The 25388-nt window shown below is 62.5% G+C and carries 20 protein-coding genes and 2 tRNA genes; 14 read left to right on the top strand and 8 right to left on the bottom strand.

Going from position 1 to position 25388, the window contains the following annotated elements; genetic code table 11:
* Positions 1-674: 674 nt before the first annotated feature.
* Genes NR193_RS10255 through NR193_RS10245 form a run of 3 tightly spaced genes read left to right on the top strand, consistent with a single transcriptional unit; the run spans position 675 to position 6318 of the window.
* Positions 675-1838 (top strand): site-specific DNA-methyltransferase, encoded by a 1164-nt coding sequence (locus NR193_RS10255; RefSeq protein ID WP_256750745.1) that lies wholly within the window; start codon positions 675-677, stop codon positions 1836-1838.
* Positions 1838-4420, top strand: a complete 2583-nt coding sequence (locus tag NR193_RS10250; protein ID WP_256750744.1) for a sensor histidine kinase — start codon at positions 1838-1840, stop codon at positions 4418-4420. Before NR193_RS10255 ends, NR193_RS10250 begins: the two co-directional genes overlap by 1 nt.
* Entirely contained in the window at positions 4417-6318 is a 1902-nt protein-coding gene (locus NR193_RS10245; RefSeq protein ID WP_256750743.1) for a hypothetical protein, read from the top strand. The genes NR193_RS10250 and NR193_RS10245 overlap by 4 nt, the downstream gene beginning before the upstream one ends.
* Before the next feature lie 231 nt (positions 6319-6549).
* Here NR193_RS10245 and NR193_RS10240 read toward each other — a convergent pair whose 3' ends face one another.
* Entirely contained in the window at positions 6550-7821 is a 1272-nt protein-coding gene (locus NR193_RS10240; protein ID WP_256750742.1) for an ATP-binding protein, read from the bottom strand.
* Positions 7822-8022: 201 nt separating this feature from the next.
* Between NR193_RS10240 and NR193_RS10235 the strand changes: the two genes are divergently transcribed.
* The 3 genes from NR193_RS10235 (at position 8023) to NR193_RS10225 (ending at position 8921) form a co-directional block, all read left to right on the top strand.
* Complete coding sequence (locus NR193_RS10235) at positions 8023-8190, top strand: hypothetical protein (protein WP_256750741.1); 168 nt, start codon at positions 8023-8025, stop codon at positions 8188-8190.
* On the top strand, positions 8183-8419 hold the full coding sequence (locus tag NR193_RS10230) for a hypothetical protein (protein WP_256750740.1): 237 nt from the start codon (positions 8183-8185) through the stop codon (positions 8417-8419). The genes NR193_RS10235 and NR193_RS10230 overlap by 8 nt, the downstream gene beginning before the upstream one ends.
* Positions 8420-8492: 73 nt before the next feature.
* On the top strand, positions 8493-8921 hold the full coding sequence (locus NR193_RS10225; protein WP_256750739.1) for a hypothetical protein: 429 nt from the start codon (positions 8493-8495) through the stop codon (positions 8919-8921).
* 160 nt (positions 8922-9081) lie between these two features.
* Here the strand turns inward: NR193_RS10225 and guaB are convergent, their stop codons facing one another.
* Positions 9082-10584: an IMP dehydrogenase gene (guaB, locus tag NR193_RS10220; RefSeq protein ID WP_256750738.1), complete on the bottom strand. Its 1503-nt coding sequence runs from the start codon at positions 10582-10584 to the stop codon at positions 9082-9084.
* A 285-nt stretch (positions 10585-10869) separates the two neighbouring features.
* On the opposite strand from guaB, the gene NR193_RS10215 reads away from it, so the two are divergent.
* Entirely contained in the window at positions 10870-12291 is a 1422-nt protein-coding gene (locus NR193_RS10215) for an MFS transporter (RefSeq protein ID WP_256750737.1), read from the top strand.
* A gap of 10 nt (positions 12292-12301) precedes the next feature.
* Here NR193_RS10215 and NR193_RS10210 read toward each other — a convergent pair whose 3' ends face one another.
* Both NR193_RS10210 and NR193_RS10205 read right to left on the bottom strand, forming a co-directional pair.
* Positions 12302-13072 (bottom strand): RlmE family RNA methyltransferase, encoded by a 771-nt coding sequence (locus NR193_RS10210; protein ID WP_256750736.1) that lies wholly within the window; start codon positions 13070-13072, stop codon positions 12302-12304.
* Between the two features lie 349 nt (positions 13073-13421).
* Positions 13422-14780, bottom strand: a complete 1359-nt coding sequence (locus NR193_RS10205) for a Ppx/GppA phosphatase family protein (protein WP_256750735.1) — start codon at positions 14778-14780, stop codon at positions 13422-13424.
* Positions 14781-15155: 375 nt separating this feature from the next.
* Here NR193_RS10205 and NR193_RS10200 point away from each other — a divergent pair, with 375 nt between their 5' ends.
* The 3 genes from NR193_RS10200 to NR193_RS10190 all read left to right on the top strand — a co-directional run bounded on the left by NR193_RS10200 (position 15156) and on the right by NR193_RS10190 (position 16898).
* Entirely contained in the window at positions 15156-16088 is a 933-nt protein-coding gene (locus tag NR193_RS10200) for a lysylphosphatidylglycerol synthase domain-containing protein (RefSeq protein WP_256750734.1), read from the top strand.
* A 174-nt stretch (positions 16089-16262) separates the two neighbouring features.
* Positions 16263-16336 (top strand) — tRNA-Gln (locus tag NR193_RS10195).
* A 181-nt stretch (positions 16337-16517) separates the two neighbouring features.
* The gene (locus NR193_RS10190) at positions 16518-16898 is read left to right on the top strand and encodes a cupin domain-containing protein (RefSeq protein WP_256750733.1); all 381 of its coding nucleotides are present in this window, start codon (positions 16518-16520) and stop codon (positions 16896-16898) included.
* Between the two features lie 177 nt (positions 16899-17075).
* On the opposite strand, the gene NR193_RS10185 is transcribed toward NR193_RS10190, so the two are convergent.
* On the bottom strand, positions 17076-17471 hold the full coding sequence (locus NR193_RS10185) for a hypothetical protein (RefSeq protein ID WP_256750732.1): 396 nt from the start codon (positions 17469-17471) through the stop codon (positions 17076-17078).
* 271 nt (positions 17472-17742) lie between these two features.
* On the opposite strand from NR193_RS10185, the gene NR193_RS10180 reads away from it, so the two are divergent.
* The 3 genes from NR193_RS10180 (at position 17743) to NR193_RS10170 (ending at position 20374) form a co-directional block, all read left to right on the top strand.
* Entirely contained in the window at positions 17743-18396 is a 654-nt protein-coding gene (locus NR193_RS10180) for a hypothetical protein (RefSeq protein WP_256750731.1), read from the top strand.
* A gap of 34 nt (positions 18397-18430) precedes the next feature.
* Positions 18431-18504: transfer RNA gene (locus NR193_RS10175), tRNA-Cys, on the top strand.
* Between the two features lie 184 nt (positions 18505-18688).
* Positions 18689-20374, top strand: a complete 1686-nt coding sequence (locus NR193_RS10170; RefSeq protein ID WP_256751020.1) for a hypothetical protein — start codon at positions 18689-18691, stop codon at positions 20372-20374.
* 51 nt (positions 20375-20425) lie between these two features.
* On the opposite strand, the gene NR193_RS10165 is transcribed toward NR193_RS10170, so the two are convergent.
* Positions 20426-21112 (bottom strand): D-lyxose/D-mannose family sugar isomerase, encoded by a 687-nt coding sequence (locus NR193_RS10165; RefSeq protein WP_256750730.1) that lies wholly within the window; start codon positions 21110-21112, stop codon positions 20426-20428.
* 292 nt (positions 21113-21404) lie between these two features.
* On the opposite strand from NR193_RS10165, the gene NR193_RS10160 reads away from it, so the two are divergent.
* The gene (locus NR193_RS10160; protein ID WP_256751019.1) at positions 21405-22463 is read left to right on the top strand and encodes a D-TA family PLP-dependent enzyme; all 1059 of its coding nucleotides are present in this window, start codon (positions 21405-21407) and stop codon (positions 22461-22463) included.
* A 26-nt stretch (positions 22464-22489) separates the two neighbouring features.
* On the opposite strand, the gene NR193_RS10155 is transcribed toward NR193_RS10160, so the two are convergent.
* Both NR193_RS10155 and NR193_RS10150 read right to left on the bottom strand, forming a co-directional pair.
* A complete protein-coding gene (locus NR193_RS10155) occupies positions 22490-23254 on the bottom strand; it encodes a heme ABC transporter permease (protein ID WP_256750729.1) in 765 nt (254 codons plus the stop codon).
* Between the two features lie 109 nt (positions 23255-23363).
* Positions 23364-25145: a glucan ABC transporter ATP-binding protein/ permease gene (locus NR193_RS10150; RefSeq protein ID WP_256750728.1), complete on the bottom strand. Its 1782-nt coding sequence runs from the start codon at positions 25143-25145 to the stop codon at positions 23364-23366.
* Positions 25146-25388 lie beyond the last annotated feature (243 nt).

The following is a 25388-nucleotide window of genomic DNA, read 5'->3' as shown; positions in this document are numbered from 1 at the left end:
CGCCACATCGTAGATCTTCGCATCGAGTGCGTGGCTCGCGCGCCCGCGTGAGTGTCCGAGTTGTCCGAGATGCTGGCCCTCGCACGCGCGCCCGTGAGTGTTCGGAGTGTTCGGAATGCTCTAACCGTCCCCTGCGGAACGGCCGACATTCAGGCCGGCTGGGCATCGTCGTGACCTGACCCAAAGCAGACCCTCAAAGGCGAAAGAGTACATGACTGCTTTGCGCCTCATTTCCGATATTCGGCGCCGACCCTGCCGTCTTAAAAACTGCCTTTCCAAATGGAAAGCTGGCAACGAACTGTTGCTAGTGCCTGCTGCTCGGGGACGGCTCGGAGAACCTACAGATCTATCTGCGGCCCAGGCGCAAAGGCGTTGAGAAAAGATTTCACTTTTTGATATACGCTTCGGACCGATCTGCTATTCCCGTTGGGGGGCAAGGCGTAGGCGGAGAATAGCCTGGTCTTTTTCAAAGATCCCGATACACTCAAACGGTGCCGTAGTGGCATTCAAATGGTGCCGTAGTGGCACGCCCGGAATTAATGCCAATGAGCTCGTTGTCACGTCGTTTGAAAGGCATGCAGGACGATCAGCCATCCTCGTGGTCAGAGACCGGGACGAACTCCAGGCCTAACCTACACGGGCTGCTGCGCTATCCGGCAATGATGGTTCCATCCATGCAGGGTGATATCATTGATGCGGTCGTAAAGTCAGTTGATCAGCAGTGCGCGATCGTAGACCCTTTCGTCGGTTCGGGCACCATTTTGACCGAGGCCCTCATTCGCGGACTGGATTTCACCGGCATCGACATCAATCCGCTTGCGGTCCTAGTATGCCAGGCGAAGGCCGCAATTGATGACGGTGTCGACATTGAGGGCGCGGCGCGGCACGTCGTCGAGACATACCGTTTGGACATAACCGAAACGATCGATGTCAATTTCCCGGGACTAGAGAAGTGGTTTGACCAACCGGCCGCGATCGCGCTGTCACGACTTCGGAGGTCGATCGCTAGCCTGCAGGACGTAGATGGCCGCAAAGTGATGTGGACGCTTCTCGCCGAGACGATACGCGTATGCTCGAACAGCCGGACCAGCACCTACAAGCTCCATAAGCGTGCCGACACCGATAAGACGGGCGGGGCGGTGATACCGACTTTCGAGGAGAATGTCAGGCGTGCGTTGAAGCGGATCGCGGAATACAGGTTCCTGATCGTCAACAGACCCACACCTCCGGGGGTGCAAGTGTTCTGCGGCGACGTCAGGAACGTCGTACTTGAAAGCGACACTGGGAAACACCGCCTCCTAATTACCTCCCCACCCTACGGGGACAATCGGACAACGATACCTTACGGGCAATTCTCTTACCTGGCATTGCGCTGGATAGACGCTAGAGACTTGCCGCAGGCAACGCCCGGCCTCATCTCGACCTCCCACACCACCGATACCGCCAGCCTGGGCGGGTCGCTTAAGGACGTCGCACAGAAAGCCGCAATGGTACGCGGGGTCTCCCCAACGCTGGACAAATTCCTCGCCTCTGATCGATCCGACCGGCCCGAGGGGACGAGGAAGGTTGCGGCCTTCATGTTCGATTTTGTAGACGGTCTCCGGAACCTCCGGGATACTTTTTCGGGAAAGGCCCACTGGGTTATTACTACTGGCAACAGGACGGCGAACGGGCAGCAGGTCCCGTTCGACGACATCTGCAGCGAGATGTTGAGCCATCTGGGCGCTCGGCCGATTGCCGCAGTGAAGCGGAAACTGCCGACAAAGAGGATGCCGTCCAAGAATAGCATGGGTGCAATGATCACCGCGGAGACCACGCTCGTAGCCGAATTCGCCTGATGGAAGACACCCCCCAACTCCGTGTCGGATCGCATGTGCTCATCCAACTCGGGCGCGAGCTCGTGACCGATGTCGAGCAGGCGATCCTGGAGTGCGTCAAGAATTCGTACGACGCGGATTCTCCCGGGTGTCGGATCGAGATCGACACTCGCGAGCAAGGTACGCTTTACGAGCATGGCACCGCCGGCAAATTGGCCCGGTTTACGGCTCCGGCCGAGAACGTCCACGTCCTTGTGAAGCCAAGCGAAGATGCGGAAAAGCCCGCCGACGCCGCCGATCCGACCGCCTTGGTCACCAGACAACTCGACTACATGGGTCGAATTACGATCGAGGACACCGGCGACGGCCTGGACCCAGCCCAGTTGCGGTCGTCGTGGCTGGTGATCAGCAAGTCCCGCAAGCGGACGTCAGAGGGGCCCAAGGCAAAGACATTGCGCGGGCGGACGCCGCTCGGCGACAAGGGCCTCGGGCGTCTCGGCACCATGAAGCTCGGTGACATTCTCCTGGTCGAGACCGCCACCTCGCCAGAAAGCGATCTATGGCGGGCACAGTTCCGCTGGGCCGACTGCGACGTCGCCGATACCGTGGACCAGATCCCCGTTCAAATCAGCAACGAAGCCAACAGTGCGGGGTTCAAGGGGACCCGAGTGTCGATACTCGGACTCAACGACATGCCCGAGTGGCGTCGCCCAAGGCGTCTGAATGAGATCACGCGAAGCCTCGCGCAACTCATCTCGCCCTTCGAGGCGACGTCGACCTTTCCAGTCGGTATTGTACTGGACGGGGTCGATCAATCGCTCTCGGGGTTGGCCAACGAGGTGCTGGCGCGTGCAGTCGCCGAATTCCATTTCAGGTGGGAGGACGACCCCCAGACCGGCAACCGACGCTTGGTCGCCCGGGCGCTCATGCGTAAGCGCCTGCTGGCGTCGGAGCGCAACGACAAGCAGAAGCACAAGACCGAGCGGGCATTCAACGGTCCCGACCGTGGGGAAGGATTCACCAAGGCCCTGAAGTCTTCGGGCCGGATGAAGCAGTACGACAAGGTGGAAGTGTTCGACGATGCGCCATGGTACCTGGAAATAGAGCGTACCTTTAACTGGAGCGACTTCTTCATCGAGGAGGGTCTGGCATCCACCCGGGATCCCGGCCCCTTCACCGGATCGTTCTACTACTTCCACCTCAACGAACGCGGGCCCGACGAGGCGGCAGCCGCTGGTGTCGGTGTCGACTCGGCAGTGATCAAGAGCATGTCCGGGATCTCGATCCTGAGGGACGGCTTCAAGGTGCGGTCTCCCGGGGACTGGCTGGGACTGTCCTCCGAAATGACCTCGGGCAGCACATACGGCCTGCGCGTCGACAATACGGTCGGCTATTTCGCCCTGACTGGCGCCGAGAACTTCAGCCTAGTGGAGAAATCGGATCGGGAAGGCTTCGTCGAAGACGCTACCTATCGCGGTTTCCATACCATCGCCCAGCGTTGCCAGCGGTTCGCCAGCGAGGCGATGGAGAACACCCGGCGTACGCTGGACAAGTACGTCAAGGACCTCGACGACAGGGACGCGATTCAGGCGGGTGCCAGCGTCGACCCGCTCGTCGACATTTCCAGCAACCTGCAGTCGGCGCAGCATGTGAAAGACGTCGCCGACAAGGCGGCGAGCGACCTTGACCGCAGCATCAGGAGGATAGAAAGCGGCTTGGACTCGGGCGCCGACGTGGTCAACGAGACGATGAGGGTCATGAAGGCGACGATGGCCGCCATCGACGAGGTGAGGTCCAAGATCGTGCCGCCCGGCGGTTCCGACGCTGCCCTCAAGCGTCTCAAGCGCGATATGGACGATAAGCAGCAGCAGATGGTTGGGCTGTTCGAAAGCGCAGCAGTCGGTCTTAGCGCGCGGGGCCTAGCCCACGAGCTGCGGACGCATCTGGCGGAGATCCGCCAGCGCGCGAACGCGATCGAGAAGTCCACCAAGGGCAGTTCTGGTCATCAATCCATCCTGCCGGACCTGAGGGCGATACGTGCATCGTGCTCGGCTATATCGGGTGCGGCATCGCTCATCGACCCCATGCTGCCCCGATCAAGGGCAACGAAAGATACCTTTTCTCTCGGCGAGTTCGTCGGGGAATACTTCGAGAACCGACGCCTGAGTCTGGAGAAATCCGAAATAGCCATCGAGGTGGCCCTGCCTCCCGAACCGACTATCGTGCGGATGAACCGGAGCCGTCTGCTTCAGGTCCTGGACAACCTGGTCAGGAACAGTGCCTATTGGCTACGTCGCGCGGCAACGAGTGGCTCGCATCCGGTCGACAGGAAGATCACGGTCAAGATCGATGGCAGAGGGTTCGTTCTCTTCGACGGTGGTGAGGGTGTCGATCCCCACGTGGAAGAATCGTTGTTCGAGATGTTCGTGACGACCAAGCCCGAGGGTGATCCGGGCCAGGGCCTGGGACTGTTCATCATATCCGAACTACTGTCGCTCGACGCCTGCACAATATCATTGGACACCGAGCGGAACCCTTCGGGCCGCCGGTTCAAGTTCGACGTCGATCTGCACGCCGTCCTTTTCACTGGAGACCGGAAATGACCCTGGAGCAAGCGCTGAAGCTTCTCGGTACCTCCCGGGTGATCTGGATCGACGACCACTTCAACGACACCGCAGCACTCTTGGCCGACATGCTGTGGCAGAACATCGAGACTACCAAACAGTGTGATTTTCCCGAACTGCGCGACGTGGTTGCCGCGTTCGAGTTCAACGCCGACGACGCGCTTGTGGCTATGCGTCAGATCCTTGCCGATGCCGATCAAGGGCGCCGCGACGAGATCAGGCAGGAGTTCCTGAAGCGCCAGCAAGTCATCGACCACGATCCTACCGAGGAACTGACGACCGACGCGATCGAGCGCGCCTGCAAGTTGCTGGGCGTCCTGAAGGCGGATCGCTGGTCGTTCGACGGTGTCGATGCGCGGCTGGAGGAGCTCAGCGGCGCCGGTGACGAGGCCGTAAGCTACATGATCGATCTCAAGGACAGTGCGGGAGGTAAAGACGATACAAGGGGACTCGATATCGTCGTAGCCCTTCACCGCCTCGGATCGAAGGGGACCGCATTCATACTGACGCACGACGCGACGGAAGAGGACGAGGCCGGCACGGAGAAACGCCTCATGGACAGCCTCGAGGCGGAAGTCGCCAAGGCCGTTGCGCTTTGCGTCGTCTCGAAACACCGGATAGCGGGGGATTCGGAGACGGAGGCCGTCGAAGAGGCCCTACGGGTAGCGATCAAGCGGGCCGGGCTACGGCGCAGCGTCCATGAGGTGCTCGTAAGAGCCAGGGAAGAAGTCTCGGTGTCGTTCAGCCATGCGGCCTCGTCGTTGCTCCGCATCGCGCCCGAGCAACTGGATAGCCACGTCGTGGACCAGGCTTACAGGGAAGGTGTGTCCGAACTCCACGTCATCGAGCGGGCCTTGACCGGCTTCATCTCCCAGCAGATACGAAAGATGTTCGGCACGGACGACGCGGTTCTCAAGGCTTCCGAGCGGCTTCGCGACTTGCGGGAAATTCCCCTTGTGGCGACAGGAAGCTTCGCCGGTCCGGAGCTCGCGGCCTTCAGCAAGGCCGAGGTATGGGAGAGCGACTCGCTGATCAACGCGGCACTAACGCCGATAGCCTGCGGCGACGTGTTCCAAGTGGACACTACCGAGCCGACGGCGAAGTCCGCCAAGTCCCGTAGGTTCGTCTTGTTGGGTCAGCCTTGCGACATCGCTCTTCGGCCCGGCGGAACCCGCGACGGCACGGTCGCCACGTTCGTCGAGGTTATCGAGACAGACGTGAAATCGGTCGGAAAGGAGAAGGAGTACACGCTCCCCGTGACGATTGACGGAAAGTACCAGGTCTGCGACTTCCGTAGTTCGGCCACGGTACTGCTTTCGATCCTGGATCTCGCGTCTTTCCGCAAGGATGGAAGAATCAGCTACGAGGAGGGGCAGGAGAGGCCAAACGGACTGCTTCCTGGCCTGAAGAGCATCTATTCGACACGGACCCAGCAGTACGGGGCATTGATAGCCGCCGGAAAGGCAAGCGCGGAAGCCATACGCGAGTTCAAGACAGCCCAAAAAGCAGCTGCGAAAGCGGCGAAGGAAGCTGGCCAGGCGGTCCAAGCGGTGAGTAAGCCGAAAGCCGAGGCGTTGGATGGTATGGCATTCCAGCGGGAGTTGATGTTGGCGTTCGCCGCCCCCGAAGAGTTCAAGTACGTGGAGGCCGGGATTTTCGAGGAAGCAGTCAAGATCAAGGAGAACAAGGTCGTCGTGCTGGATCGGCCTGCCCGCGTGACTTGGCGCTTGCGGCGCGTAGGTCGCATCCGTTCCCCCTATGCGGACGCTCTGTTGGACAGGATGGTGGGGGTCATAAACAGACGAGCCTTTGACCTGGATTTCATGAAGTCGCCTGCGCAAACACCTGCCGCCAATGAGCCGGTACCAGCAGAGTAGCCTGTCCCAAGGTACCTCTTCCCAAGGGCTGCTGGGCATCAAGCGATCAGTCTCTATAGGCGCTGTCTGTTGCCCTTCTCGCTCGTGACACAGCGACACCCAAGCACATATGTCGACATTCTGTGGCCGGGCCGCTCCAGGAGCTTCTATCCCAAGGGGTGGCGGGCGATCTTGGCGCGCGGGATGAATATCTGGGACGCATTATGGGACACGTGATGGCATGGCCTTCGGTTAAACCGCAATGTTGGGTCCGAGCCTCAGACCCGAAAAGTCGCACCTGATTCCACAAGCCCACCCGATCTGCTCGGCAAACAGTTGGGCGACTTCATCGAACTCGGCGTCTCGTCCGAGTTGAAGCCGATCCGTCAAGACCGGAATTCTTGGTGCGGGCGCGCTGTCGCCGTCAAAAGACTGCCCTGTGTCGCTGAAGACGACCTGACCGTCTTTCGACGCGCGCAGCTCGGCCTCCATTGTGAGCGGAACCTCGATGCGGCCGAGATGTCGGCGGAAACGCATGGAATTGAACAGCAGCCAAACCCCACCGACAGCATACCACCCAGGAAAATGCAATTTGCCATCGCCGCTCGACATATGGATACCCGTCAACTCCAACGTGCCGTCGGTCCAGATCGTCAATTCGCGGCTTGTTCCGCGCCCGTCCTCTTGGGTCGCACTCATGCCGCCTGCCCTCGGCCGCCAATTGGGAGCCGAAAGGGTCAACATCGAGGGTTGATGCGTGAGAAATGGGGTAGGACGAAAATCGAAGCCGAGCGGCGGCGCTGCGCCTATGACCAAGGGAAGTCGCGTAATCTGATAGCTGAGCGTGGGCACGATAGTGATGCGAAAGAACACGTGGGGCGGCACCGACGGGGCAACGTGGCGGCGAACGACCGCGCTCTCGAACTGCAAATGACGGCGATCGAAAACGTTGTTTACCCGATCGATGGCAGTTCGCGCCTCCCAGAAGACATGCTGTAGATCGCGCATCGTCATTGGCTCGCAGGAGGCGCCACGCCTGACAAAGGCCCTCGCCGGTCGCCCGACGCCGTGCGGAGCAGAAAGCGACTGGGGCACTTTGATCGCGATGTATCCCGATCCGTCGTCGCCCGATGGTATCGGGTGGACCTCCAGCATCGACAGCGGCGGATCGATGACATCGCGCAGGCTGCTCTCCAGCCGATCGACGCATTCGGCGACACGTGGAATCGGATCGCCTAGCCCTGCGGACACCCTGCGGCCGTCATCCTGCTTCTCCTCGCGCACGCCGAGCAGCAGCATGCCGCCGAACGCATTCGCAAAGGCGACGAGTTCCTCGGCCAATGCGTCCCTGCTCCCGGATGAGACTTGTTCCTGGCGGGTACGCCACTTTTCCTGGCTGCCAAGTGCAAAGTCGGCTTTGAACTCCAATTTCTGAGATTCCGGAATGCTGGCAGAGCTGATCGCTGTTAGGTCCGGAAGTGTCCATTCGGCGATGGGTCGATTGATCATCTCTTCGACGTTCACGAGACACTTTCCCCCGATGCTGCCGGTGCCGCAGCCTTGATAGGCGAGTTTCGCCGCGCTGTCTCCATATCGGTTACAAAGTGTTATGGAACCATACCGGTGACCAAATAACCATTTTTGACCAATTACATTTCGTGTCAATTAGATTATACTATATTTTCTGGATGAGATAAGTAATTTCAGCAACACAGGAGAGAAATCATGAAGATCACAATCAGTCTTTCGAAAATTGCACGCGGCCCTATCATTGCGGCGTTCATGGAGCGTGGTGAGCGGGACCAGGGCCCCCAGCCGGCGACTCCCGCCCTGCGCAGGCCGGTGCTGACCGACGGCGCGGCCGAGAACGTCAAGGAGACGGTCGATGCGTGAACAAGATCATGTCGCCATCCTCGATGCGATGGCGGAACTCGGCCACCTCGAAAATTGCAGCGGCCGCGACGAGGCGATGAGGGTCGCCATCGCCCAGATGTGCGCGGGCGCGCTATTCCTCGAAGCGCACGCCGGCAAGCAGAAAGCCAACCAGATCGTGGGTGCGCTGTGGCGGGCTCAGATGCCAGCCGATCCAATCCCTGAGCGCATCAAGCGCGACCGGCAATAATCGCAATGGGACCCTACCACGGAGAGAGCGGTGCCCGGTTGCCATGGCGGCCGGGCACCAGTGAGGCGCGCCCATGAAGATCGTAACGTCGAGCTTTTTCACGAAGCTCGCGCCGCAATTCGCAAGGATCAGCATCGCCCGCCGGGCGCCGAAGGCTGATCACGACGTGCCGGCCGTCCGTGAATTGGCACCTGGTCCATGGTTTCGAACTGCGACCGTCGATGAATACGCGGACCTCTATGTTACCCAGCTCGCCGCCCTCGATCCGCGCGCCATCGTGCGGAAGATCGAGGATCTGGCGGCATGTCGGTCCGCAGCGTTGTTGTGCTGGGAGCGCCCTCGTGACGGCGTTTTCTGCCACCGCGGATTCGTGGCCAGGTGGCTGAAGGAGGAGTTGAGCTTTGACGTCTACGAGTTCGGACTCGAGCAGGAAGGGCCGGGCCCGTTCCATCCCAAATTGCCGGACGGTTACCGCCTAACCTTGGAGCCCACTTTGCTTTGAAAATCTGCCGGCGTGCGTCACTGGCGTTTCATCCAGGGCGCGCCGGCACCTCCGACTTTAGCCGTTTTTCCATCGAAAATGCTGACTATCCGCTGACACACGTGGACTGCGTCTATCGCATCGGCGTAACTATTTCAAATAAAACAGCTTTTTCTTTAGGTTAGAGCCCACCAGGATAATTCGGGCTTTCGCGGGTAATCGTGACGTCATGGGCGTGGCTTTCACGAAGTCCGGCGTTGGATATGCGCACAAAGGTGGCGCGTTCGCGGAAATCGGCAAGATCGCGACCACCGACATAACCCATAGCGGCTTTCAGCCCGCCCGCAAGCTGGTGCAGCACTCCAGACACAGGTCCTTTGTAGGGAACCTGCCCTTCGATGCCTTCCGGGACCAGTTTCAGCGTATCGCGCACCTCGGCCTGGAAGTAGCGATCGGCGGAGCCGCGCGCCATGGCGCCGACCGACCCCATGCCGCGATAGGCCTTGAAGGAGCGGCCCTGGTGCAGATAGACCTCGCCCGGGCTTTCATCGGTGCCGGCCAGCAGCGAGCCGATCATGGCGGCGCTGGCGCCGGCGGCGAGCGCCTTGGCAAGATCGCCGGAATATTTGATGCCGCCATCGGCGATCACCGAAACCCCCGATTTGTGCGCAGTTTCCACCGCCGACATGATGGCCGAAAGCTGCGGCACGCCGACGCCGGCAACGATGCGGGTGGTGCAGATGGAGCCCGGTCCGATGCCGACCTTGACGGCGTCGGCGCCGGCGTCGATCAGTGCCTGCGTGCCTTCCGCGGTGGCGACATTGCCGGCCAGGATGCGAACCGAGTTGGAGAGTTTCTTGGCGCGCGTCACCGCGTCCAGCACGCGCTGCGAGTGGCCATGCGCGGTGTCGATGACCAGAAGGTCGACGCCGGCGTCGATGAGGCGTTCGGCGCGCTCGTAGCCATCGTCGCCGACGCTGGTGGCGGCGGCGGCGCGCAGGCGGCCCTGCGCGTCCTTGCTGGCGTGCGGGTTGAGCTGCGACTTCTCGATGTCCTTGACGGTGATCAGCCCGACGCAATTGCCCTGCTTGTCGACAACGACCAGCTTTTCGATGCGATGCTGGTGCAGCAGCCGCTTGGCCTCGTCCTGGTCGACATTCTCCTTGACCGTGATCAGGTTCTCACGGGTCATCAGTTCGTAGACCTTCTGCGCCGGATCGGACGCAAAACGCACGTCGCGGTTGGTCAGGATGCCGACCAGGCGGCCGATCTTCTGGCCGCCGGTGCCGCCATTCTCGACCACCGGAATGCCCGAAATCGAGTAGGTGCGCATCAGCGAAAGCGCGTCGGCAAGGGTGGCGTCGGGGCCGATGGTGACGGGATTGATCACCATGCCGGATTCGAATTTCTTGACCTGGCGCACTTGCTCGGCCTGCTCGGCCGGCGTGAAATTGCGGTGGATGACGCCAATGCCGCCCGCCTGGGCCATGGCGATGGCGAGGCGCGCCTCGGTGACGGTGTCCATCGCCGCCGACAGGATCGGCACATTGAGGTCGATGTCGCCGGCGATGCGGGTGCGCACATCGGTCTCGCCGGGCATGACCTCGGAATGACCGGGCTGCAGCAGCACGTCGTCAAAGGTCAGCGCCAGTGCGCCGGTGGACGTTTCGATGATTTTTGCCATGGCCAGCCCTCGGAATACAAAAAAGCGCTGGACCGGAATGGACAGCGCCGACTCGTTTCTTCCCTTTCAGGATTGGCGCTGGCTGGTACCACGTCCCGCCGCCGATGAAAAGCCGATGATTTCACGCTCCCGGAAAGGTGACTTGTTGCCGAAAGGACGCCACCTACGGTTGCCGGTCGCATAAAAGTGACAGCAAATTAATGCGACATCCGTGTCCAGCCGTGGTACCCGCCCCTCGTACCGGTTCGCCCCCAGCCGGAAAGAGACTCTGAAACGGGCACGCTCGTGAATCGCACCATCCCGCTCATCCTGGCGGTCGCACTTTTCATGGAAAACATGGATTCGACCGTGATTGCCACATCACTGCCGGCGATTGCGATCGACATCCACACCAGCCCGATCGCGCTCAAGCTGGCGTTGACGGCCTATCTCGTGTCGCTGGCGATCTTCATTCCGATCAGCGGCTGGATGGCTGACCGTTTTGGCGCCAAGAATGTCTTTCGCGCCGCGATCGCGGTCTTCATCGTCGGCTCGATCGCCTGCGCGCTTTCCGGTTCGCTGCCGGCTTTCGTGGTTTCGCGTTTCCTGCAAGGCATCGGCGGCGCCATGATGACACCGGTCGGGCGTCTGGTGCTGGTTCGGGCGACGCCGAAAAGCGAACTCGTCGCGGCGATGTCATGGCTGACCGTTCCGGCGCTGGTCGGACCGTTGGTCGGTCCGCCCGTCGGCGGCTTCATCACCACCTACTTCACCTGGCACTGGATCTTCCTGATCAATGTGCCGATCGGCCTGGTCGGCATCTGGCTGGCGACGCGTTTCCTGCCGGAGACCGAACCGGCGGAGACGCCGCCCCTCGACTTCATCGGCTTCGTGCTGAGCGGGCTGGCGGCATCCGGCGTGGTGTTCGGCCTGTCGGTGGTCAGCCTGCCGGCCCTGCCGCCGATCGCCGGGTTCATCACCGTGGCGGTCGGGCTGTTGTCGGGCGTCCTCTATCTATTGCACGCGCGCCGCGCCAAAAATCCCCTGCTGGCGCTCGAGCTGTTCCGCAACCAGGTGTTCCGCTCCTCGGTGCTTGGCGGCTCGCTGTTCCGCATCGGCATAGGCGCCGTGCCGTTCCTGTTGCCGCTGATGTTCCAGATCGGCTTCGGGCTGACGCCTTTCCAGTCCGGGATGATCACCTTCGTCTCGGCGATCGGCGCCATCGGCGTGAAATTCGTCACCGCGCTGATCTTCCGCGGCGCCGGGTTCCGCCGCGTGCTGGTCGTCGGCTCGCTGGTCGCCGCGGCGTCGATCGCCGTCAACGGCCTGTTCACCCCCGACACGCCTTATCTGCTGATGCTGGCCATGCTTCTGGTGGGCGGCTTCATCCGCTCGATGTTCTTCACCGGCGTCAACGCACTTGCCTATGCCGAGGTTTCGGCGGCCGACACCAGCAAGGCCACCCCGATCGCCGCCGTTTTCCAGCAACTGTCGATCGCGCTCGGTGTAGCGGTGGCCGGCGGCATCCTGGAAGTGTCGACGAGCTTCCATGGCAGGTCGCTGACGCTGGCCGATTTCCACACCGCCTTTTTCATCGTCGCGGCGATTTCCGCCGCAGCGTCGCTATCCTTCATCCGGCTGGCGCCCGATGCCGGCAATGCCGTTTCCGGCCATGGCCGGCTGACAACGCCGAAAACGCTGGAAACGGTGAGCCCACCCGGCAACTGATCCGGCTGACTCAGGCTTCGGGCTCGCCCTGCCCTTCGCTGTGGCTCCGGGCGCTCGAAGCTTCCGAACCGTCCACCGGACGTTCCCGGCCCTTGAAGTCCTTTGCCAGCAGATAGAGCTCGACCGATTCGTCGCGCGACGCCGGCGGCTTGACGTGGTGCACCGAGCGGAAATTCTTCTTGAGCATCGAGAGCAGCTCGTTTTCGGCGCCGCCCTGGAAGGTCTTGGCGAGGAAATGCCCACCCGGCTTCAGCACCGACAGCGCGAAATCGGCCGCCACCTCGCACAGATGCATGGTGCGGATGTGGTCGGTTCGCTTGTGGCCGGTGGTGGGTGCCGCCATGTCGGACAGCACGATATCCGGATCGCCGCCCAGCGCCTCGGCCAGCTTCTGCGGCGCCAGCGGGTCGAGGAAATCCATCAACAGCACCGGGGCGCCGGGCACCGCGTCCATTTCCAGATAGTCGATGCCGACGACATGTGGGTGGTCGGCCGTCGATTTCGTGCGCGCGGCGGCGACCTGGCACCAGCCGCCGGGTGCGGCGCCCAGATCGATCACCTTCATGCCGGGCTTCAGCAGATGGTGCTTGTCGTCGATCTCGATCAGCTTGTAGGCCGCGCGCGAGCGATAGCCGTCAGCCTTGGAGCGCTGGACATAGGGATCGTTGATGTGGCGCTGCAGCCAGCGGCGCGACGATTCCTTCAGGCCGCTCTTCTTCTTGATCCGCGTCTTCAGCACGCGAATGCTGGCCGATCCTGGTTTTTCCGGTTTCTTGGTCATTGGCTAGTTTCTTGCTAGAGCATGATCTCTGGACAAACGGAACCGTTTGTCCACGAAAACCGGTCGCCACTTTTCGCCAACGCGGTCCTGCGTTTCGAGATCATGATTTCTGGTCTGAGTTTCGTCGTTCGCCGAGTTGTGGCCGTTCTTCGGCGACTGTGCGCTTCACGAATGGCTTCCCCCACTCCGTCGCTGCTTCGCAGCGCCACCTTTCCCCCCTCCGGAGGGAGAGGAATGGTGCCGGCTGGAATCGCCTCGCGCCCTTCCTCTACCCCGTCGATCGGGGGAGAGGTGTCGAGCGAAGCTCGACAGAGTGGGGGTCGACTGTTCACCGGCGGCCAATTCTGGATCATGCTCTGCCACGCCCATCGTTGCGCCAGACGCCGTCATCGGCCATCAGTTCGCTCAATATGCCTTCGCGCAGGCCACGGTCGGCGACGCGCAGCCGCTCCGACGGCCACACCGCGCGGATCGCTTCGAGGATGGCGCAGCCGGCCAGCACCAGATCGGCACGATCGGCACCGATGCAAGGGTTGGCGCAGCGCTGCTGGAAATCCCAGCCGACCAGTCTTTCAACCATGCGATCGACACTGTCGCGGTCCATCCACAGCCCGTCGACACGGCGGCGGTCGTAGCGTTCGAGATCAAGGTGAACGCCGGCCAGCGTCGTCACCGTTCCCGACGTGCCGAGCAGATGGAAATTCGGGCTGGCCTTGAGATGGCTCAGCCGGTCGCGGCCGTCGAAGCTGGCCAGCCGGCCGGCGACGTCGTCGACCATGGCGGCGAAGATCTCACGCGTCACCGTGCGGCCTCCGAAACGCTCGGCCAGCGAAACGACGCCGACCGGCAGCGATGTCCACGACACGATGTGGTTGGCGAGCCGCGGCGAACGGCGGCCGCTGAGATCGATCAGCGCGATTTCGGACGAGCCGCCGCCGATATCGAACAGCACGACGCCTTGCGTGTCGCGCTCGACCAGCGAGCCGCAGCCGGACACCGCCAGCCGCGCTTCGGTCTGGCGGTCGATGATCTCGAGCTTCAGGCCGGCCTCGCGCTCGACGCGATCGAGGAACTCGACACCATTTTCCGCCGTGCGGCAGGCTTCGGTGGCGATCAGCCGGGCCTTGCGGATCTTGCGGTTGCGCAACTTGTCGCCGCAGATCTTCAGCGCCTCGACGGCGCGGTCCATCGCCGGCTGGCCGAGCCGGCCATTGGCGGTCAGCCCCTCGCCCAGACGGACGATGCGCGAAAAAGCGTCGATGACACGGAACTGGCCATGCCGCGTCGGCACGGCAACCAGCAGGCGGCAATTGTTGGTGCCGAGGTCGAGCGCCGCGAACACCGGGAGCTCCTGCATCGCCGGCCGGCGGGTGCCCTGTTCGGGCCGCACAGGAGCAGCAGCGGGCGAGGCCACCGACTCCGCCGGTCTGCGCGCTTCATTGGCCGGGGCAGCGGTTTTGCCGGGCGCCGGCGACCCAATCTCCGCGGGCCGCGCCTCGTCGCGCGCGAAAACCTTGCGCCCGCGCCTTCGCTTGCGCCGTTTCTTGGGTTTGCCCTTGTTGGCCGCGTCGCCCGCCTGCCCGTCGGCGGAGCGGGCCTCCGTCGGGCGGCGCTGCTGCCAACTGGCGGTCCCCGAGGCACTTGGCCCTGGGGAAGCGCTGGACGCGCCCACCTCCGGCGCGCCGGCGCCGGTGTCGCGGTCTTCCACTTGTCGTTCCTTCCGGCGCCGCGCGAACCGATGATGGACGCTGCGGGCGCTTCAGTGTTTTAAGTTGCCGCCAGACTAACAGTGCCGCGCCCGATCACCAAGAGCCGCATGCTGAATTTTGCCGGCTGGGCGCACGAACCGCCTTTCCGGCCGCGCCGCGCAGTGTATCCGCAAGCCAGGATTGCTAGCGCAACGCCTGCCGGCGCCTCCTGTTCAGCCGCTCTCGACAACGGCAAATCCTGCTGGTGGCCGGCGCGACAAGCGTTCGCGGTTGAATAGCCGGCTTCAATGAGGCATTCCTGAAATGGAAGAATCCGGACCAGCCGGACTCCCGACAGAAAAGGAAGCGGATCCGCAACGCATGGCAATCAGGCAATGAACTGGAGACGCTATTTCTGGCCGGTCGTCGGCCTCGCGGCGGTGATTTTCTCGCTGCTGCTGCTCTGGCACGAACTGCGCGGCATCTCGCTCGACGATGTCTGGGGCGGCATATCGGCGATTGCGACCCGCGGCTGGATCCTCGCCGCGCTGAGTTCGGTCGTCGCCTATGCCTCGCTCGCCGGCTACGACCACATCGCGCTGCTGCATATCGGCAGACGAGTTTCGTGGCTGTTCGTCACCCTGTGCTCCTTCACCACCTATGCGCTGTCGCACAACATCGGCGGCTCGGTGTTTTCCGGCGCCGTCATCCGCTACCGAGCCTACGGCACCAGGGGCCTGACCGGCCAGGATGTCGGCATCCTGGTGGCGATCTGCTGGATCACCTTCGTGCTGTCGACGCTGCTCGCCTCCGGCCTTGTGCTTGTCTTCGAGCCGCAGATACTCGACCGGTTTTCCGGCATCGCCCATCACGGCCTGTCGCAAGCGGCGGGCGTCGTCATGCTGCTGCTGGTCGCCGCCTATATCTTCGGCAGCTGGCTGCATCTGCGCCCGCTGAAGATCGCCAGCTTCCAGTTGCACTATCCGGCGCTGCCGATCGTCGCCAGGCAGTTGCTGATCGGCCCGATCGAACTGCTGGCGGCCGCCGCGATCATCTTCTTTGCCCTGCCCGAGGCCCACAATCCCGGCTATTTCGTCGTGCTGGGCGTCTTCCTCGTCTCCTTCTCGATCGCGCAGATCTCGCACGCGCCGGGCGGGCTCGGCGTGTTCGAAGTCGTCTTCCTCGCCGGCCTGTCGGACATGGACCCGGTCGGCGTGCTGGCGGCGCTGCTGGTGTTCCGGCTGTTCTACCTGATCATCCCGCTGATTCTGGGCCTGGGCGTGGTGCTGTACTTCGAACGCTCGCAGTTCAGCCGCAGCGAGAGCTGAGGCGCGGGATGGGCTCGAAGCCCGCGCGGCCTTCGAAACGCAGCGCCTGAAGCCCGCCGACAAAACCTGCCGATTGAACTGCGCAGCAGGCTTGACTATTTTCCACTGGCGGCTACAAGGCAGCGCTCACAGCGGCTTGCCCGCTCGGCCCGCGCGGTTCATGACCGCGCCTGCTGGGGAATAGGTTAACGGTAGACCCACGGACTCTGACTCCGTTAGTCCTGGTTCGAATCCAGGTTCCCCAGCCACTCTTATTCATCATTTGAATCAGCCGCTTACATAGATTCTTATGTCCTGAGTAGGCCATTGTAGGTCACCCGCGTAGGTGGTCACCGCGGCTGTGGTCGACCTTCGCAAGATATAAAAGCAATTGCTAATATGATGGAAAGGTGACAGCATCGGGCTCCGCGTCGCGTATGGGAGGATGCCATGGCCGATGGTGGAATGAATGTCACCAAACTTGAATCCAAATCTCACGACAACCCCGATGAGGTTCGCTCGCCCGCCAAGACACGCGTCGAGGTGGTGCGGCTTCCAGGCTTTACCCTTGGGCGGCTCAATATGGAGCCGGGATGGAAATGGTCCGAATGCGTGAAGCCGGTCGTCAAGACGGATAGCTGCCAAGTATCGCATGTCGGCTACGTCATTTCCGGAACCATCACCGTCAAGATGAATGACGGAACGCAGAAAACGTTCACGAAGGGTACGTCCTATACGATCCCACCAGGCCATGACGCCTGGGTGGAAGGCAACGAACGCTTTGTCTGCATCGAGGTCATGAGCGCCGAGCAATACGCCAAGCCGGCGTAGGGCCTGCTGCAAACCTGCTGGCTGAAAGGTTCGCGTCGGCGGCGAGGCCGCCGCCGGCGCGAATATGGCTGTAGCGTCGCAGTCCAGCGGCACGCGGAAGACAATCCTTCCGTTTCTCGAAGACGGAAGGATTTGGCGAACCTCACTTGCCGGATACCGTCGTGGGTGCCGGTCGCCTCATCCCTTCCACATCGTCGATCGAAGAACAGCCTGCATATGCTCCGGAAGGTCGAGTTCGCCGCGCGCTTCGATCTGCAGGAGATATCGGGCCTTGGCCAGGCGATCGCCTTCCTCGACCGCGGCATAGCCGCAGATGGCGAGCAGCGCCCTCTCCTCCTCCCGGCTGGCTCTGTCGGAGTCGCCGCCGCCTGCATCGTGCAACGCCTTGTTGAAGGCGGCATATGCCGTCCTGTGCGCCTCAATCAGCTCTCGCAGTCTATCGGACGGTTCCTGGTCTCGGCCCGGCTCCCCTGTGCCGCGTGCTGTTGCCGCAACCGTCGAGGCGACGGCTGCGCTGCCGGAATGGAAAAGCAAGGCGCGGCGGTTGATCCTGGACGTGGCGAATTCTCCCATTTGCTTCGATGGTTATCAGATCGGTGATATGACAGACCGTAACATGACGGTTTGCACATTCGTGTCAGGATGGAAGGCCTTGAGGCAGCCGACAGCAAGCGCGGCTGGCTGATGCGCGGCACCTGAATCAAGCTTCCCGCCCCCGAGAACAGGCACGGCGCGTCACTTTAAGCGGCTTGAGGTAGTGAGATTTGCAAGGCAAAAAGATCGGTGGCCGCTGGCGCGCTCCAATGGCTAAGTTGCGTAGAAATTTTGTGCAAGAGGCGGCGTATTGCCCACTGACAGCCAGTTAATCCTCGAAAGGATCCGCCAAGGCTGCGTGATGCTTGCCGATGGCGAGTTCTTCGTCGACAGGCTGGTGAAGTATGTCGGCAACGGAAGGATCCGGTGGCACGTCGAGTTTCGTGGGCATCGCATCGAGTTCACGACCGGCCAGCTGAAGAAGCAGCCTACCTTTCGCAGGAAGATGCTCGAACAGGCCGGTGTGCTGCCGCCGCAGCGTGCCGGGGCCGATTACAGGCGATGGGCTCTCGATCTGAGGAAGAATGCCATCGAGCTTCCCTGGCGGGATAGACCGGTCGATGCCGATTTCGCCATCGACAGGCTCACCAGCCATGGGAATGACCGCTGGACGATCGACTATCAAGGCAAGGCCATCAAATTCACGACGACCAAACTCCGCAGGCAAACCAGTTTCCGCAAGCGGATGCTGCTCAAGGCCAAGGTTCTGCCGCCCCAGCTTGATCCGGCTGCCTATCGCAAGTGGATGGATTGGCTCATTCAAAACGCAACCCAGGCGGACCTTCAGACCGGCGCTGCTTTGATGACCGAGAAAAGTTGGCTTGACGACCTGCCAGCGCTGGCTGGCTGGCAAAATGAAGCGTCGCCACAACGGCGCAACCGGAAGCCACCCGCAGCGGGTTGACTAAGTGCTGATGGGATGCCCATAAGACCGGCTCGGTCTGAGGGCGGGACGGTGACGCATCGGTCTGCAAAACCGACGTAATGGGTTCAATTCCCATTCAGACCTCCATTTTCAAAAGCCGCCCGCTTACGCAAGCCGGGCGGCTTTCTTGTCTAGGACGCCGGCCTCCCCTCTCAAACAGTGACCGTGCGGCTCATGACGTTTGCCATGGCTGGAGATTTCGGCACACATTGAGGGCTAGGGAATCTGGCCACGGCCTGGCTTGCGGCCGGCAAGACTTTGAATGGAAGACATGGACCGCTTCGACCTCGGCACCTACCGCCGCGCCATCTCCACACGCTCGACCGAGACCCAGCGCTGGTTCGATATCGGGCTCAACTGGTGCTACGGCTTCAACCATGAGGAAGGCATCAAGTGCTTCGAGAAGGCGCTGGAAACCGACCCTGACTGCCCGATGGTGCATTGGGGCATCGCCTATGCCGCCGGGCCTTTCTACAATCTGACCTGGAAGGAGCACGGCGAGGCCGAGGCGAACAGCGCGACCAAGCGCTGCTTCGAGCATGTCGAACTGGCGCGCGACAATGCAGCTGGCGCCGGCGATGTCGAACGACAGCTGATCGAGGCGCTGGCTTGCCGTTTCCAGAATCCGCACAGAGTGAGCCCGCAGGAATTCGAACAGTGGGATGATGCCTATGCCGCCGCGATGCGGCAGGTCTACGAAAACTTTCCCGACGACCATGATGTGATGGCACTGCTGGTCGAGGCGCTGATGATGCGCACCGTGCGGCGGCTGTGGAATCTCAAGACTGGTGAACCGGCGCCGAATTCCGATGTCGTCGAGGCGCTCGAGGTTTGCGAGCGATCGATCCGGCTTGCCGACGAGGCCGGGATTGCACAGCATCCGGCGATCATCCACCTGCACATCCATCTGCTGGAAATGTCCACCATGCCGGAACGCGGCATGCGCTCGGCCGACCTGCTCGGCGAGATGTGCCCCGATGCCGGGCACATGAACCATATGCCGGGGCACATCTATGTGCTGTGCGGCGCGTATGACAAGGCGAGGCTTGCCAGCGAAAAGGCGGTTCGCGCCAACGATCTCTACCTCGCCTATGCGGACGCGCCGACCTACTATCTGCTCGGCTGCTGTCATGATCTGCATCTGATGATGTTCACCTGCATGTTGTCAGGCCAGTCCAGGCCGGCACTGTGGGCCGCCGACAAGGTGCGCGGGCTGGTCGCGCGGGACGTGATTGCCATCAAGGACCGGCCAAAGCTCACCCAGACGGTGGAAGGCTACCACGCGATGAAATCGCATGTGCTGGTGCGCTTCGGCCGCTGGCAGGAGATCATCGACGAGCCGATGACCGAAGAGCCTGGCCTCTATGTGCTGACGGCGGCCATGCAGCATTACGCCAAGGGTGTCGCGCACGCGACGCTGAGGCAATTCGCTCAAGCCGAGCGCGAGCGCGAAGAGTTCCAGCGGCATCTGGCCGGCATTGCACCCGAGCGCCGCTTCCTCAGCAACCCGACCCGCGCCTCGCTGGCTGTCGGCGCCGCCTTGCTCGACGGCGAGCTTGCCTACCACCAGGGCCGGCATGACGAGGCCTATGGCCATCTGCGGCAAGCGGTCCAGCTCGACGACAATCTGTCCTACACCGAGCCGTGGGCATGGATGCACCCGCCGCGCCATGCGCTGGCGGCGCTGCTTCTCGACCAGGATCACGCGGAAGAGGCCGAAAAGGTCTATCGCGACGATCTGGGCCTCCGCGGCAAGGTGCAGCGCTGCGCCCAGCATCCGAACAATGTGTGGGCGCTGCACGGGCTGGTGGAATGCCTGAAACGGCGCGGCGAGAGCGAAGAACTGCCGGCGCTGCAGGCAAGACTTGTGGCGGCGCTGGCCAAGGCGGACGTGCCGATCAGTTCATCTTGCCTGTGCCGGACGAGCGTGCAGTCAGCGCCAGAGTGCTGTCATTGAGGCGGCGCCGCCTTGACCAGTGATCCAGCCGGCGCCTGAATTTAAAGCGAACTAGGCCAGCCACTTCTCGTAGTCGGACACCAGCAGGTGCACCGGCGCGACGTCCTCGTCGATGTTGGAAAAGCGTCCGATCGGTTCGCGGAAGACGTTGTCGGTGAGGTCGTCATTGACGGTCGACACCTCGCCGATCAGCACATCCTTGCCCTCGGCCCAGAAGGCATGCCAGACGCCGGGCAGCAGCGTGACGCTCTGGCCCGGGTCGAGCTTCAACAGCCCGCCCGCCGGCAGCCGGTGGATGGTTCCGTCGACAGGCACGGTGACCTCGGCCTTGGGATCGATGCCGCCGTCGCGATCGTGCATGAACAGTTCCAGCACCAGCTTGCCGCCGCCGCGGTTGATGATGTCCTCGGCCTTGATGTTGTGGCGGTGCATCGGCGACAGCTGGTCCTTGCGCGAGATCATGATCTTCTCGGCATAGAGCATGCCCATGCCCTTCTTCATGTCCTCGTAGCGGCCGTTGCGAACGGTGAACAGGAACAGGCCGAGCTCCTTGAATTTCTCCTGGCCGTAATCGGTGATGTCCCAGCCGAGCCGGGAGGTGAAGATGGCCGAGGAATCGACCTGGCGCGCCTTCATTTCCTCGGGCGACCAATAGGCGAAGGGCGGCATGATGTAGCCGAACGAGCGGATGAAAGCGTCGGCTTCGCGGATGATGTCGTTGATGGCGGAGCGTTTCATGATCATGGTCCTTCGTGTCGACTTTGCTCGAGCGCGCGGCGTCTGACGGGGTTCACGCGATACGCTTCAGCTTGTTAGCACGCATGTCGTTGTCCCAAAACCGCTACGCATCTTTGAGCGACATGCATTGGCAAACCGCATAGCCGAACGCCGATGCGGTGTCGATCCGTCTTGCCGCCCCGCACCCGCCTTGCGGCTTGTGCGCATGGACCACAGATCCGCCCGGCTGGCCGCGTGACATCGCGCGCTTTCGGGATCATAACCCCTGCGGATTTTCACAGGGTGACAGATGATGCCGACCATCCACGACCTCGATACGCCCTCGATCCTGATCGACGCGGCGCACGCCGAAGCCAACATTGCCCGCGCGCAGGCCCATGCCGACAAGAACGGGCTGAAACTGAGGCCGCATATCAAGACGCACAAATTGCCCTACTGGGCGAAGAAGCAGGTCGCGGCCGGGGCCGTCGGCATCACCTGCCAGAAGATCGGCGAGGCCGAGGTGATGGCCGACGCCGGGCTCACCGATATTTTTCTGCCCTACAACATCCTCGGCCGCGCCAAGCTGGAGCGGCTTCTGGCGTTGCATCGCCGTGTCGCCCTGTCGGTGACGGCGGACAGCATGGAGACGCTGGAAGGGCTAGCAGCGACTTTCACCGATGCCGGCCATCGTCTGCCGGTGCTGGTCGAATGCGACACCGGCATGGGCCGCTGCGGCGTGCAGACGGCTGACGAAGCGGTTGCGCTGGCAAGACAGATCGACAAGGCTGGCGGCCTCGCCTTCGGCGGGCTGATGACCTATCCGGCCGCCGGGCGCGCGGCCGAGGCCGAGGCCTGGCTTGCCAACGCCAGGCAGGCGCTTGCCGCATCGGGCCTCGCCTGCGAACGCATCTCCAGCGGCGGCACGCCGGACATGTGGCGTTCCAGCGACGCATCGGTCGTCACCGAGTATCGCCCCGGCACCTACATCTATCTCGATCGCTATCAGGTCGCGAAGGGCGTCGGCACTCTCGACGATTGCGCGCTGACGGTGTTGTCGACGGTGGTCAGCCATCCGACGCCGACGCGCGCCATCCTCGACGCCGGCAGCAAGGCGCTGTCCAGCGACACGCTGGGGCTGCCCGATTTCGGCGAGTTGCTCGGCGTTGCGGGCGCGCGGGTGACCGGCCTGAGCGAGGAGCACGGCACCGTCACGCTTTCGGACCAGGCCAGACTGCGCATCGGTGAACGCGTCCGCGTCGTCCCCGACCATTGCTGCGTCGTCACCAACCTGTTCAACGAGGTCAATCTGATCGACGGCGACAAGGTGCTGGAAACGCTGCCGGTGGCGGCGCGCGGAAGGATGACCTGACGCGTTTCGCCAGGCGGCATAATAAATTAAGTCGGTTGCCGCTCGGCCTGGCGTGCCGCGACGCGGCGCATGGCGATGACCCGGCGGCGGCGGATTTCGGTGCGCATCGCCATCAGGTGCAATGCGAAGAACAGCACCGTGAAGCCGACGGCCATGACCAGCAGCGGCCATAGCAGGCTGGGATCGATGGTCGGTCCGCCGAGCCGGAACACCGAGGCCGGCTGGTGCAGCGTGTTCCACCAGTCGACCGAGAATTTGATGATCGGGATGTTGATGAAGCCGACCAGCGTGATGATGGCGGCGGCCCAGGCGGCGCGTCCGGCATCGTCGAGCGCACGGGTCAGCGCGATGATGCCGAGATACATCAGGAACAGCACGAAGACCGAGGTCAGCCGCGCATCCCAGACCCACCAGGTGCCCCACATCGGCTTTCCCCAGATCGAACCGGTGACCAGCGCCAGCGCGGTGAAGACAGCCCCGATGGGCGCTGCGGATTTCAGCGCGACATCGGCCAGGGGATGGCGCCAGACCAGCGTGCCAAGTGCGGAAACCGCCATCAGCGTGTAGCACATCATGGCGAGCCAGGCGAAAGGCACATGGAGGTACATGATGCGGACGGTGATGCCCTGCTGAAAATCCTCGGGCGCGGCGAAGCTCATATAGAGCCCGACGGCGAGGATGAGCGCGGCGATCGTCGCCAGCCATGGCACGACCTTGTCGGCCAGCCCGACGAAGCGCGTCGGGTTGGCAAGATCCATCCAGCCGGTCAGGCGTGAAGTCATGTCGCTCATGCGGCTCTACATAGACCGCCGGCGCGTTTGGGGCAATCGAGCGGTGGTGTCGCAGGCGGGTCTTGCCTTCTCCCTTTGCGCGGGAGAAGGCGGAGGCGGCACTACCCGATCAGGCGGCGGCTTCCTGCTGCTGCTGGACGGTGCGGCTGAGGCGGCGAACCTCCTCGTCGTTGAGCAGGCCACCGGCACGCAGCAGGCTGGCAAAGCGGCCGTTGCGCATCGAAAGTTCGGCAAAGCCGCCCATCTCGACCACCCTGCCCTTGTCCATGAACACGACCAGATCGGCGTCGCGAACGGTGGTCAGGCGGTGGGCGATGATGAAGGTCGTGCGGTCGCGCCGCAATTCGTCGATCGCTTCCTTGACGCGGTCCTCGGTCTCGACGTCGAGGGCACTGGTCGCCTCGTCGAGCACCAGGATCGGTGCGTCCTTCAGCACGGCGCGGGCAATGGCGATTCGCTGGCGCTCGCCACCCGACAGCTGGCCGCCGCGCTCGCCAACCAGCGTATCGTAGCCGCTGCTCTTGGCCAGGATGAAGTCCTGCGCGGCAGCCGCGTTGGCGGCGGCATGGATCTCGTCATTGGTCGCATCGGCGCGGCCGACGCGGATGTTGTCCTCGATCGAGCGGTTAAGCAGGCCGGCATCCTGGAACACGGTGGCGATCGAATGACGCAGCGACTTGCGAGTCACGGTGCGGGTGTCGATGCCGTCGATCAGGATACGCCCATGGGACGGCGAGAAGACGCGCTGCAAGAGGTTGATCAGCGTGGTCTTGCCGGCGCCCGTCGGGCCAACGATGGCGACCGTCTGACCGGCCTGAACCTCGAACGACACGTCGTCGATGCCTTGTCCCGAATTGGCGAATTCGAAGCCGACATTCTCGAAGCGGACATGGCCGGTGACGTTGGTCAGATCGCGCAAGCCATCCGGCTCGGCGGCGTCAGCGGCGGAATCCTCGAGATGGTAGAAGTCCTCGAGCTTGGCGCGGGCCTCGGAAATCTGGTTGGCGAAGGCCGACATCTGGTCGAGCCGGGCGATCAGCAGCGTGGCAAAGCCGGTGAAGGCGATGACGTCGCCGATGCGCAGCTGGCCATGGGTGACCAGATAGGCACCGATCAAAAGCACCACCATCATCGAAATGGTCGACGACAGGCGGTGCAGCGCATTGGCCATCGCCCACCAGTCGAGCACCGGGTTCTGCGCGTCGAGCAGGTTCCTGACGTAGCGGCGCAGCGTATCAGCCTCGTGGCCGAGGCGGTTGTAGCTCTGCAGCACGGCGACGTTGCTGACCGAATCCGTCACATGCGCGAACACCTGGTGATAGTGGCGCTCCACGGCGGCCTGGCCTGCCTTGGTCCGCTTCATCACCAGCCGGCCGATGCCGACATAGAGCGCGCCGAGCGCCAGCAGGACCAGCGACATGCGCAGATCCATGCTGATAGCCGTCGGCACCAGCAGGACAAGGGCAACGGCAGTGGACAGATGCTGACGCATGAATTCGAGCCACAGGCTGAACAGCGTCTCGACCGCGCGCAACAGCGTGTGCAAGGCGTTGGATGTGCCACGCTGATGGTGCCAGGCAAGCGGCATGGTGATCACGCGTTCGAAAGACTGGCAAAGCACCTCGCTGCGCCGCTTGTGGGCGAAACGGTCGGCGCCGCGCGCCACCAGAACGAAGGCGACGATGTTGAAGGCGCCCAGGCCCGCCCACAGGGCAAGCGTGGTAAACACGGAACCGCGTTCGGAAATCGCATCGATCACCCGGCCGAACATGATCGGCTCGAGAATGGCGATGATGGCGAGAGCGACGTTGGCCGAACAGATCAACGCGACGCGTTTCCTGTCTTCGGCCAGATAACCGAGCGCTCTCCAGTAGATTTGCAGAAGGGTCACCCCAGTTACTCCGCCACGCTGTTTATTGTGCACTGCATCATTTGACTCGTACCGCTTGATACGTCGCAAAACAATGGCCGTGTACCTCTTCAGTTCCCTTCGAGCGAACAAAAGATGGCGACGTTCCGAAATCTGCCGTGATCACCTAACGGTTTGAGAAGACAGCTAAAATGTCAGGCATGCGGCGGAATCATGGCAGACGGCTCGTACTGCCGAAATTTTAATCACGAAGGATGTCGGGCG

The sequence above is a fragment of the Mesorhizobium sp. Mes31 genome (genome assembly GCF_024519675.1).
Taxonomy (GTDB): domain Bacteria; phylum Pseudomonadota; class Alphaproteobacteria; order Rhizobiales; family Rhizobiaceae; genus Mesorhizobium.
The sequence above is the reverse complement of the archived record's forward strand: the minus strand, read 5'-3'. Positions and strand labels throughout refer to the sequence as shown.

Bases quoted from the DNA above. Each gene is read 5' to 3' on its own strand.
- NR193_RS10165 (WP_256750730.1), bottom strand. From the start codon at position 21,112: ATGAAACGCTCCGCCATCAACGACATCATCCGCGAAGCCGACGCTTTC.
- NR193_RS10185 (WP_256750732.1), bottom strand. From the start codon at position 17,471: ATGGGAGAATTCGCCACGTCCAGGATCAACCGCCGCGCCTTGCTTTTC.
- NR193_RS10155 (WP_256750729.1), bottom strand. From the start codon at position 23,254: ATGAGCGACATGACTTCACGCCTGACCGGCTGGATGGATCTTGCCAAC.
- NR193_RS10250 (WP_256750744.1), top strand. From the start codon at position 1,838: ATGGAAGACACCCCCCAACTCCGTGTCGGATCGCATGTGCTCATCCAA.
- NR193_RS10230 (WP_256750740.1), top strand. From the start codon at position 8,183: ATGCGTGAACAAGATCATGTCGCCATCCTCGATGCGATGGCGGAACTC.
- NR193_RS10190 (WP_256750733.1), top strand. From the start codon at position 16,518: ATGGCCGATGGTGGAATGAATGTCACCAAACTTGAATCCAAATCTCAC.
- guaB (WP_256750738.1), bottom strand. From the start codon at position 10,584: ATGGCAAAAATCATCGAAACGTCCACCGGCGCACTGGCGCTGACCTTT.
- NR193_RS10235 (WP_256750741.1), top strand. From the start codon at position 8,023: ATGAAGATCACAATCAGTCTTTCGAAAATTGCACGCGGCCCTATCATT.
- NR193_RS10210 (WP_256750736.1), bottom strand. From the start codon at position 13,072: ATGACCAAGAAACCGGAAAAACCAGGATCGGCCAGCATTCGCGTGCTG.
- NR193_RS10200 (WP_256750734.1), top strand. From the start codon at position 15,156: ATGAACTGGAGACGCTATTTCTGGCCGGTCGTCGGCCTCGCGGCGGTG.
- NR193_RS10170 (WP_256751020.1), top strand. From the start codon at position 18,689: ATGGACCGCTTCGACCTCGGCACCTACCGCCGCGCCATCTCCACACGC.
- NR193_RS10225 (WP_256750739.1), top strand. From the start codon at position 8,493: ATGAAGATCGTAACGTCGAGCTTTTTCACGAAGCTCGCGCCGCAATTC.
- NR193_RS10160 (WP_256751019.1), top strand. From the start codon at position 21,405: ATGCCGACCATCCACGACCTCGATACGCCCTCGATCCTGATCGACGCG.
- NR193_RS10255 (WP_256750745.1), top strand. From the start codon at position 675: ATGCAGGGTGATATCATTGATGCGGTCGTAAAGTCAGTTGATCAGCAG.
- NR193_RS10245 (WP_256750743.1), top strand. From the start codon at position 4,417: ATGACCCTGGAGCAAGCGCTGAAGCTTCTCGGTACCTCCCGGGTGATC.